Below are 10,025 nucleotides of genomic sequence, written 5' to 3'. Positions count from 1 at the left end.
ACCTCAAGGGCAATACGATGTGTTTTTTTACTCATATGACACAAGGTTACTTTTCTTCGACCTCTGTGTCTAGTTTATGGGGTCCAGGTCATAGTAGTGGAATTAGCGGGTGAGCGGAATCGAACCGCCGTCTTCAGCTTGGAAGGCTGACATAATAGCCACTATACCACACCCGCCTACATTTACTTCGTAAACTTCGGCTGGGCACGTCCGACGTGTCGGGCCGGCCCGCTAGCCCGAAGCAAAGTATGCGGAAACTATACTATCGTTTATTGAAGCCTAAGTCAACCGTCTTGTCATTGCGAGTATGTAAAACAGGTGCCCTCTCCCTGCGGGAGATGGATAGGGTGAGGTTAGGGATGCCAATACAAACAAAACGTTTGACTATGCTAAGTAATGCGCTACCTCACCCCGGCCCTCTCCGCCATCGGAGAGGGAGATTTTATGATACAATAAGTGGCATGGAATTAAGCCAAAAGCGAATCAACATAGTCATCGCGGTTATTTTATTTATGGCCGCATTTTTTGTTTTCTTCCAACTTGACCGGGGCGATGTGATAACCGATGAAGGTGCGATAGCTTTTAGAGGCCTTGGCTACATGGACTATTTAGCTACACCCTTTCAACGTACGCCATATGAGTCTTTATGTTCGCCATCGCCAAAAGGAGTGCCGCCTGGTTGCCTTAATCCGCCCGGCTGGCTTAAACTTTCTTTTCATGATCATCCCCCGCTCCTGTTTGGAATTGAAAGGATTTTATTTTCCCTTATTGGCGATTCACTTTTTGTTCTTCGCTTGCCTCATGCAATTTTTGGGCTGGCGTCAATTTTTATTTTGTATTTAATTGGCAGCTCTTTGCATTCACAAAAAATGGGCTTGCTGGCTGCCAGTATCGCCGCGCTTAATAGTTATATGATTTGGACCGCCCGTATTGGCTTACAAGAAGCGGCGGCTATTTTTTTCATTTTACTTAGCCTGTATCTTTTAATTAAAGCTTGCGCCAAGCCTAAGCTATTTTTAGCTTGGGGAATAGCTTTTGGTTTAGGTTTGTTAACTAAATTTACGGTACTAATTGTATTGCCAATATCACTGTTTTACATTTTATTTGCTGGCCGAAAATTGTATAAAGAAAAATTTTTGTACTTTGGTTTACTAATTGCTTTCATCTTTTTTTTACCAGTCATTATCTACAACTATAATTTGTATCAAATTTCCGGCCATTTTGATTTACAATTTTCAGCTATCTTTAACCAAGACACGCCGGAATGGCAAACACGGGGCCAAATAGTTGGAAGTTTAGCTGAACGCATAAATATCTTTTTTCCAAACTTATGGAAGCTTTACTCACCCATATTTTTTATGGCGTCAATCGGGGCATACCTTTACGTTGGCTGGCAATTAATCTACAAAAAAGTTTTTGAACAAAATAATCAAATTGAACTTTGGCCTTTTGTCGCAACCAATTTCATGATTTTATTTGTTATTTATATTGCGCCAACTGTTAGATTTCTAGCCATGCTAGTACCTTTCTTTATTTTGCTAATTGCGTACGGCGCTGTCCAGTTACTAAAAATTGAACGCGTTAGAAAAATCTCAATTGTCATTTTAATTGCTTTCATATTATATGAAGGCTATTTTATGCTTCAAACCAATCACGTTAACGAACCAATTGAATCGCCGTGGGTGTATTCAATTATCAAATACGAAAATTACCCGTATGGCTACAATGCCTTGGAAGTAGAGGTCAAAAAATTACTTGACAACGAAAAACCGGCGGTCACGCTGGAATTGCCAAAGCATTTAACGTTCATCAAGCAATTCCGAGACAAAGATGTCAGAAAAATCTCCGGCAATCCTGAAAGTGCCAAACTAATTGTGTATGATTCGCAAATTAACGCCGTCGCGGCAAATTGGATTTTTGAACGGCGGTATTACTACGACGGCTGGCCAATAATTCCTTCGCTTGACTACGTTACGCTTAAAGAAAAAAACCAGCTTGATACACTACGAAATCTCGGCATTACTGATTTTTACTACATCGCTTCAACCGAGGCGACTTATACAATAGACAACGGCAATCCACCGGCAACAGTGGCAGAATTTAATAATGAAGTAAAAAATTCCGGCATTGAACCGGAAACTATAATCTCTAACTTCAAAGGCGAAGCGGTTTTTGAGATCTATCATTTTACTGACCTTTTCTAAGGCATAAAAATCTTCGACTGCGCCACGTCAAACGTGGCTTCGCTCGGACAATAATACTTTATTCCCGGGTGCATATAAAGGGGTAAGCTTTGCCGCCCCAGACTTGATTTGGTGTCTAGGAATGTTGGATCCTGAATTAAATTCAGGACGACATTAAAAATCTGCCACCTCTTTAAATCCTTTCATTTGGTAAAAGGTAATCCCGGCATCGGTAAAATTTTCCTGCCTTTGGTTTTGCTGTGATTCGCGCATAAAATCCTTTAAATAGCCATCGTGTATTGGAATAATATTTTGCGGCTTTAATTTAACCGCCCAATCAACCGCTTGTTTAACCGTATTCCAAGGTGCAATTATTGGCAGCGCTAAAATTTCCAACTGTTTCACCGGAGGCGTGCTAGTAACATTATCCCCCGGGTGATACATCCGGCCATCAATTAATACACCGATATTATCTGGCACATCGCGCGGCAAATCTCCATGTTCGGCCTTAACTCCCTCAATTTCAAAACCGGCCGCATTAATTTTTTGTTTGGGTTTTAAAATTTCACTTTTAATTCCTTCTTTGGATAAAATCTCCTGCAAATCTGGCGGGCAAAAAATTTTCGCTTGTGGCGAAGTTTGTAAAATCTTTTGCAGTGACTCTAAATCAAAATGATCTCCATGCCGATGAGTAAAAATAATTACATCAACTTTTGGCATATCTTCTGGCCGTAAATGATTATCAATAAAAACATACAACCCCGGATCAATCAAAATATCTGAACCGTGATCTTCAATTAGCAAACACGAATGAAAATATTTGGTCACTTTCATAGCTATAATATAACACCAGCATTTTATATCGGCAATCATTGACAAAGTAAAAAAAATTGTTCTAAAGTGTTGCCACGGTGCACGCAGGGGAGGTTTCTATGCCACCGAGGCGCAAAAGGCGCCTTACCTTGAGGGAGAAAAAAGCAATCAACCGACACGCCAAGACCTGGCCGAAAGGCTGGGAAGAGGTAGTCGGTAGCGCATTCGACATTGTAATGGAGGGGATCATGCTGACGATGCTAGTTGTGACCGTCGGCATGATTGCGGCGGCCTTCGCTCCGCTGCTACACCGCCCGTTGCATTTCGTCGCCTCCCTCTGGTAATCGGAGCCGGGCTTTGCCAGCAGTATGCAGAGTCCGGCTTCCGCCTTTTTAAATCGTCACTTCTTTTTCATTGCAACGTTATACAAATAAAGTTATACTTACTCAAACTATCATTAATCAAAACCTATGGAGTTAAAAGACATATGGCAAAACCATAAAAGCAAAATTATTGTTGGGGCTATTATTATTTTAGCTCTTTATTTTGTATACAACTTTATAACCAATGCTGCCCTATATGGCATCCGCGGAGAATTTGCTAATAGCTACCCGGCCCAAGACGGATTTGATAGCGGATTAAATTATGGTGCCGCGCTTGGCCTTGGAGTACAAGAAGAATCAGCTGTTTCAAAAATTGCCCGGACGATTTTACCGCCCGAACCGCAAACACCAGCCAGCACCGACACAATTGATCCCAACGATAGAAAAATCGTCAAAAACGGAAGCTTATCTTTAGTCGTAAATAAAATTGATGAAGCGGTTATGGCAATTAGCGATTTTGCTAATAATGCGGGAGGTTTTGTTCAAAATGTAAGCGTTCGGGAAGTCAATGACAATGTTAAGTCAGGCACTATCACAGTCAAAGTCCCAGCTGACCAATTAGAAACTGTGTTTGACCAAGCTAAAAGCATAGCCGTTAAGGTTGCCCGCGAAGATATCAATACGCAAGACGTAACTGAACAATATATTGATTTAGACGCGCAGGTACGCAACCTTAAACGCGAAGAAGAAAGCTACCTAAAGATATTAGAACAAGCAAAAACAATAGAAGAAATTTTAAACGTTTCGCAAAGGCTAAGCTATGTTCGCGGTCAAATTGAAAGGATTGAAGGCCAGTTAAATTACCTATCTCGCCAAATTGAAATGTCAACACTCACAATTAGCTTAACCTCTGAAGCGGACGTACAAATTTTTGGAGTGGTTTGGAGTCCTCTTGCTGAAATCAAGCGAGCCATTAGAAACATGTTCAGCAGCCTAGTCTCTTACGCTAACGCTTTAATTGCTTTGGTTTTTGCCTTGCCTGTATTAATCTTGTGGCTTATTACCTGGGGCATTGGGCTATGGATAGTAGTAAAAATTTTCTTGGCCTTAAAAAAGAAATTTTATAAAAGTAAAACTTCCACTAAAGTTCCGCCACGAACTCCGCCAGCAATTTAACGGCTTAAGTTTAGGGCCGGGATAAATTCCCGGCTTTTACTTTCAATGATATACTAAATTAAACGCAGGTAGTGAAGTTCAAACAAAAAGGAGTCGCGTATGGGCCTATCGTTCTTCGATGAAGTGCTGACGCGTACTACCAAAAACTAGAGCACACCCCGGCTTCGCCGGAAAGTGGTCGCCAGGAGGCGGCCCGGAGGTGACATCTCGATCCAGGTGAAAGACACAGGCCGTATTCACGCGGCTTGAGAGAAACGCTTGGTGGCAACCTGAACTTCACATACGCCTGCGTTTCTCATTCTTGGCATTTAAAAACTCTTGACAATAGACACAAATTCAATTATTCTTGATAGTTCCGAATTGAAAGGAATACAAATGAGCCAGAGGAGACGGAAGGTTAACTTGAGCCAACATGTCGCGAGAAACGGATCCACGCGATTGGCGTGACCTAATTGTGAGCCCCTTCGCGGAGCGCATTTGCGAAGGTGTGGCACCAAAGAGGTTGCGGTTTGAGCGCACGTTGCTCACGGCGGCCCTTCTATAATTAAAATAGAAGAAAGCCGCTAGTTGAGTAGGGGTTCCTCCCGACTGCCCCAACGTTCGCAGCCGACCGCCTAAAACGCCTCTTCCCTCCTCTGGCCGATGTCTTATGTCTGGCGGGTGGGGCACCCCCAATGGCGCAAGCTGAAACTCCGAGTACAACACCCAATGGTCACGCTGTCCCCACCTTTAGGCGTGGGTACTACAAGGCTCCGACAGCGGATGGATGGTTGGGGAACCAAATGTATGGCCATCTCCCCCCGAACCCAGCAGATGGTTCCCTAACCTCCTCCGCACATTTTGGGGTCATCTCCCCCATGCCCGGGATGAGCTTGGAGAAGTTGGCTTCCAACCCGTCTCCGCTTCTCCGGCTCTCCCGGGCCACGAATTACTCCCGGACTGCCGGGAAAAACGGTGACGCCCACGTGCCTCAGGCGTGGGGTTTCAGCACTAGTGCACTGCCCAACAGGGCGGGGACTTTGCGCAAGTCTGGACCCCACGCCACATCTTTTGGTAATCTCCCTCCCAACTGCACGTCCAAGCATTTGGCGGGGATGAACTAGTAGACCGTGACCTTACACGCACGGATCGAACCTTTGTCCCCGCCTCATTTTATTATAAACGCGAAACCGCCCGTCTGGCCGAAGCCGTCAGGGCGGTTTAAAATTGGCGGGATACCACATTACGCTGGGGAACGCTGTGTGCGAACCTCCTCGATTGTTACTTTATATTTCCAAAAGAGTCAATAAATATCTTGACAAAGCCATTTAAAATGCTATGATTAAAGTAGAAATAAAGCCGTCGCAAAAAATTGCGCCGTCGCATATAATAAAAGAGCATTAAAAAATTACTTTATTCACTTCCCTAACCTAATCGCCGTCGCGTTTAAGCGCCGTCGCAAAGTTTTGGGGAAAACTGTTACTAAAGGTCTTTTGCAAGACTCTTTGGACACTACGTTGCGCCGTGTGGTCTTCAAGGAGTCTTACAAAAGTTCTTTAAGACTGTGGTTAAGCCAACCCGCTAAACCGCAGTCTTTTTGCTTTAGAGAAATCACTTTTTTATTGTAATTTTGCTCACTTTCTTCTTGACAACGTTTTTAACCTAAGTTATGATTCCATGCTAAGCGGGGCTGCACAGGCCTTGCTGATGCAGAAGTTTGAAATGAAAATAAAAAGAAGCTTTAGCGACAGGGTAATCTTATGACCAAGCCCAGGCTCGCTACACTTCAAGGCTCATGAACGTACATGAAAGAGCCGCAGTTTCGACGGAGAGCTCAGACAGGTCAGAATTTTTTGACACAGCCCCGCTTTCCACACTTTATTATTGAAAATAAAGCCCCGTTTTGTGACGGGGTTTTTTGCGGCTTTAAATATCTTAATTAACTATGTAACTTTCTATTTTACCGCCGGCTGAAAGCCAATCCCTTAATCCGCCAATATTAATTACGCTTGAAAACCCGTTTGATTCTAAAATCTTTTTAGCGTCGTCTGCCCTTGCGCCCGAACGGCAGTAGGTATAAATCGTTTTGTCTTTAGAAATATCGGGCAATTCACCTGACTTTAAGCGCGCCACATCAAAGTGAAATGCGTTTATGGCTTTGCCCTCTTCAATTAATTCCTCAGGCGTTCTCACATCTAGTAACACCGCCTCTCCTTGCTCAATTTCGTGCGTAATTTTAATCGGATTAAGTGCGCCGTTTTCACCTAATTTATCAGCCGAACGCACAAAAAACAGGTAACCCAAAACGGCCACAACTATTATAGTTGTCCCTACGAATATGCTATTTCTCTTAGTTTTAGGCACATTTTTATTATAGTATTTTAATTAAAATTTAGCGAGGTAACAAAATTCATTGACCAAAAAATCTTTTTTATATATAATGACTATTCTAAAATAATTAATTATTTAATATTTCTATGAAGAAAACCAATTTGCGAGTTTCATTTGCCTTGCCGGTCATGGCCATAGTCTTAGCTGGCTGCACTGCCGCTACAAATGTTAACAAAAACACGAATGTGACTGACACAAATCAAACACCAATCCAAAACATTAATGCCAATACTGGTAAAGCCACGCCGACAAACGACACCAGCAACAACATAAATACAGGGAGCAGTGACCCCGCAACAGCTGGACCAGCCGACACTCAGGCAAAAGTGTTTGAGGTGAGTGGTAAAAACTTTGAATTTAGTGCCAAGGAAATTAAAGTGCAAAAAGGCGACACTGTAACAATTAATTTCCAAAGCGAAAGTGGTTTTCATGACTGGGTAGTTGATGAGTTTAATGCGCGCACCGAGCAGGTAAATACTGGCGGTAAAAGTTCAGTTACTTTTGTTGCCAACGAGGCTGGAACATTTGAGTATTATTGTAGTGTCGGCCAGCATCGCCAATTCGGTATGGTTGGAACACTCATTGTTGAATAGTTGATTAACTATAAATTATGAAAAAAACAACTTGCCAAAACCTTAAAGGGGCGTGCGACGCTGAAATTACAGGCACCACACCTGAAGAAATGGGTGAAAATTCAAAAAAGCATGCGATGGAATTAGTGCAAGCGGGCGACGCCGCACATAAAACAGCGATGGAAGAGATGATGAAGCTAAGCCAAGAAGAACAACACAAGTGGTACGAAGAGTTTAAAACCAATTTTGACTCACTCCCAGACGCATAAGGCAACAAAGTTAAAACACCCCGTTCAGGCGGGGTGTTTTTAATTGTTAAAAAGCTTGATGCTCAATTCTATCCATCTTAAAAAAAGCCTTAGTACCGTCAATCGCTCCGCTTTCATCAAACTCTTTACAGGTATAAATTATAACTGATATAAATTTAGCACTAGACCAAACATAAAGCGAAATGCCCGAATCAATTAACGGAATAAAAGCATCATAACCTTGATTTTCATCTTTTCCTTCCCCGCCAGGAGAAAAAATAATCGGCTTGCCGTAAACTCTTAAACCTAAATTTTTACAAATAAAAGTAAAGTAATCTTTAATCGTCTTTTCATTTACTTCAATTGTAAAATAGCCTTCTAATAACAGGCGTTGGCGAGTAATATCTGGCGCTAAATTTTCCATATATAAATTATAACATTTAAATTGACAAGCCAATTAATGAATTAATAAGAGGATGGTGTCGTAGCTCCTGCAAACCTTACCCTGGAAAGGGAAAAAGATGCACAGGAGAAATGGTATTACTCTGATCGAGTTGATGGTTGTCCTGGCCCTCATTACGGTCATCGTGGCAATCCTCATCGTGAAAGAACAAGAAGCCCGTGACGAGGCGTTCATTAAAAGCCTCGACACGTTCACGCCGAAATTCCCAGCCGGTGAAATTACCGACATGGGAGTCAATAGGGGCGACTACTGGATATGCGTCAAGAAAGGAGATGCGAAGTACAATATCCTACCGTCAGCCTGGGCCAAGCTGCGGGTGGGTACAAAGATAAATCCCGCCAAATACGAAATCTACCTGAAAGCGCGCGCTTATACACTGGAAGTCTACCCGACAAAAACGCCCGCCCCCGAAGATACCAACACTGGCCAAGCCGCCGAGGATGAGGAGACCTCCGCGGTCACCGAGGCCGACGAGGCTACCCAGTCCTAATGTCCCGCAAGGACCGCAAACATCCGCCCGTGAACTCTCCGGAGTTGCGGGCGGACTTCTTTTTATATGATTTTATAAAAAAACCTCGTTCGGACAGGCGTTCGGTACGTGGGGGAACTATTGTGAGAAATCAAAATGATGATTTTTTACTGCCTGCGGTAGGCATGGTATAATATAAAAAATGTTATGAGGAAATACTATCAATATGTAATACTTTCATTAATTTTGGCATGGATTTTTAAAATTCATAATGAAATTTACTCTGAGGCTTACCCTAAAATTTACCCAATAAATCTGTTGCCGCATTTTGGTTATGTTTCCTGGTTAGTAGTTTCTATTATTTTAATAAGGGCGATTAGAATTATTAAAAAATCGCGTTCCTATGCCAGTATTAAAGAATTTCATAAAAACAAAATCAAAAGAGACTGGATGGAATACAAATCAAACAAGGGAGAAGTTATTGAAATGTTTTTAGTGGGGGTTTTTTCTCTTAGTTTTTTAACTAATAACTTGAACCCACCAAGTAAAATATTTTTTGTACCATTAGTTATTGCGGTAGTAATGTTTCCTTTTAGGAAATACATAAGCTTAGGAATTGTAGGTGCATATATCATTATTGATTTACTTTTTTTGGGTATTGTGTGGTCCGGTGGTATCGGATGGTGAGGGCACAATCAGTTATACCACAGTTCTAATTCCTATTTAATATAACCAAAAACACCCAATGTTTATGGGCGTTTTTTAGGTGGGTGACCAACGGGAATCGAACCCGTATCCCCGGGACCACAACCCGGTGTTCTGACCGTTGAACTATGGTCACCATGAATTAGCGAATAGCTAATCGCAAATGGCAAATCGCTTTTTTAAATACTATCAGCCATGCGCCATTGGCCATTTGCCAATTTGTGCTCCCGCCCCGCCTTCGCTGCGCTTCGGACGGGCAGGTAGGAATCCTCTACTCTTGCTATCAGTAAATTCCTGGTGCGCCCAGCACGATTCGAACGTGCAACCTACAGCTTAGAAGGCTGTCGCTCTATCCGGTTGAGCTATGGGCGCAAGCTATCCGTTGACCCACCTGCGTCCTTTGCAAGTTCAGGACTGCGGACGGGCAAGACTACAGGGGACGAATTAGCAAATAGCAAATGGCAAATAGCAAATGATGTTTTAATAATTAACGATTGGCTACTTGCGATTAGCTATTTGCTAAATTGTGGGTATGAAGGGACTCGAACCCCTGGCCTCATCGATGTGAACGATGCGCTCTAACCAACTGAGCTACATACCCAAACGGCTTAGCATATCAAAGGAGCGCTCCCCGACTGAACGACTGAAGTCGTTCAGTCGGGCGGGTAACCAACTGAGCTATGTGTCCCCACTCATCATTAAA

Annotated in this window: 11 protein-coding genes and 4 tRNA genes; 8 read left to right on the top strand and 7 right to left on the bottom strand. The window is 42.8% G+C overall.

The genetic code is table 11. The annotated features are described in order from the left end of the window. Nucleotides 1–104: 104 nt before the first annotated feature. Nucleotides 105–176: transfer RNA gene (locus tag COT81_01585), tRNA-Gly, on the bottom strand. A gap of 72 nt (nt 177–248) precedes the next feature. On the opposite strand from COT81_01585, the gene COT81_01580 reads away from it, so the two are divergent. Next, nucleotides 249–2,204, top strand: coding sequence for a hypothetical protein (locus tag COT81_01580; GenBank protein ID PIS05363.1), 1,956 nt, complete (start codon nt 249–251; stop codon nt 2,202–2,204). Nucleotides 2,205–2,357: 153 nt separating this feature from the next. Here COT81_01580 and COT81_01575 read toward each other — a convergent pair whose 3' ends face one another. Next, nucleotides 2,358–3,056 carry a hypothetical protein gene (locus tag COT81_01575; protein PIS05362.1) on the bottom strand — a complete coding sequence of 233 codons (699 nt, stop codon included), beginning with the start codon at nt 3,054–3,056 and terminating at the stop codon, nt 2,358–2,360. Between the two features lie 59 nt (nt 3,057–3,115). Between COT81_01575 and COT81_01570 the strand changes: the two genes are divergently transcribed. The 3 genes from COT81_01570 (at nt 3,116) to COT81_01560 (ending at nt 5,598) form a co-directional block, all read left to right on the top strand. After that, nucleotides 3,116–3,340, top strand: a complete 225-nt coding sequence (locus COT81_01570; GenBank protein ID PIS05361.1) for a hypothetical protein — start codon at nt 3,116–3,118, stop codon at nt 3,338–3,340. Between the two features lie 126 nt (nt 3,341–3,466). Next, complete coding sequence (locus tag COT81_01565) at nt 3,467–4,495, top strand: hypothetical protein (GenBank protein ID PIS05360.1); 1,029 nt, start codon at nt 3,467–3,469, stop codon at nt 4,493–4,495. Between the two features lie 674 nt (nt 4,496–5,169). Then, a complete protein-coding gene (locus COT81_01560; GenBank protein ID PIS05359.1) occupies nt 5,170–5,598 on the top strand; it encodes a hypothetical protein in 429 nt (142 codons plus the stop codon). An 811-nt stretch (nt 5,599–6,409) separates the two neighbouring features. Here the strand turns inward: COT81_01560 and COT81_01555 are convergent. Continuing rightward, nucleotides 6,410–6,787, bottom strand: a complete 378-nt coding sequence (locus tag COT81_01555; GenBank protein ID PIS05358.1) for a rhodanese-like domain-containing protein — start codon at nt 6,785–6,787, stop codon at nt 6,410–6,412. Nucleotides 6,788–6,951: 164 nt separating this feature from the next. Between COT81_01555 and COT81_01550 the strand changes: the two genes are divergently transcribed. After that, complete coding sequence (locus tag COT81_01550; protein ID PIS05357.1) at nt 6,952–7,458, top strand: hypothetical protein; 507 nt, start codon at nt 6,952–6,954, stop codon at nt 7,456–7,458. A gap of 17 nt (nt 7,459–7,475) precedes the next feature. Then, nucleotides 7,476–7,706: a DUF1059 domain-containing protein gene (locus COT81_01545; protein PIS05356.1), complete on the top strand. Its 231-nt coding sequence runs from the start codon at nt 7,476–7,478 to the stop codon at nt 7,704–7,706. 46 nt (nt 7,707–7,752) lie between these two features. Here COT81_01545 and COT81_01540 read toward each other — a convergent pair whose 3' ends face one another. After that, nucleotides 7,753–8,109, bottom strand: coding sequence for a hypothetical protein (locus COT81_01540; GenBank protein PIS05355.1), 357 nt, complete (start codon nt 8,107–8,109; stop codon nt 7,753–7,755). A gap of 97 nt (nt 8,110–8,206) precedes the next feature. Here COT81_01540 and COT81_01535 point away from each other — a divergent pair, with 97 nt between their 5' ends. Continuing rightward, the gene (locus COT81_01535; GenBank protein PIS05354.1) at nt 8,207–8,638 is read left to right on the top strand and encodes a hypothetical protein; all 432 of its coding nucleotides are present in this window, start codon (nt 8,207–8,209) and stop codon (nt 8,636–8,638) included. Nucleotides 8,639–8,824: 186 nt separating this feature from the next. Then, nucleotides 8,825–9,304, top strand: a complete 480-nt coding sequence (locus tag COT81_01530) for a hypothetical protein (protein PIS05353.1) — start codon at nt 8,825–8,827, stop codon at nt 9,302–9,304. An 80-nt stretch (nt 9,305–9,384) separates the two neighbouring features. Here the strand turns inward: COT81_01530 and COT81_01525 are convergent. The 3 genes from COT81_01525 to COT81_01515 form a co-directional block, all read right to left on the bottom strand. Next, nucleotides 9,385–9,458: transfer RNA gene (locus COT81_01525), tRNA-His, on the bottom strand. 159 nt (nt 9,459–9,617) lie between these two features. Then, a tRNA-Arg gene (locus COT81_01520) sits at nt 9,618–9,694 on the bottom strand. 152 nt (nt 9,695–9,846) lie between these two features. Beyond that, nucleotides 9,847–9,923, bottom strand: a tRNA-Val gene (locus tag COT81_01515). Nucleotides 9,924–10,025 lie beyond the last annotated feature (102 nt).

The sequence above is a fragment of the Candidatus Buchananbacteria bacterium CG10_big_fil_rev_8_21_14_0_10_42_9 genome (genome assembly GCA_002773845.1).
Taxonomy (GTDB): domain Bacteria; phylum Patescibacteriota; class Patescibacteriia; order Buchananbacterales; family 21-14-0-10-42-9; genus 21-14-0-10-42-9.
Note: the sequence above shows the minus strand (reverse complement) of the source record. Positions and strands in the feature narration are given on the sequence as shown.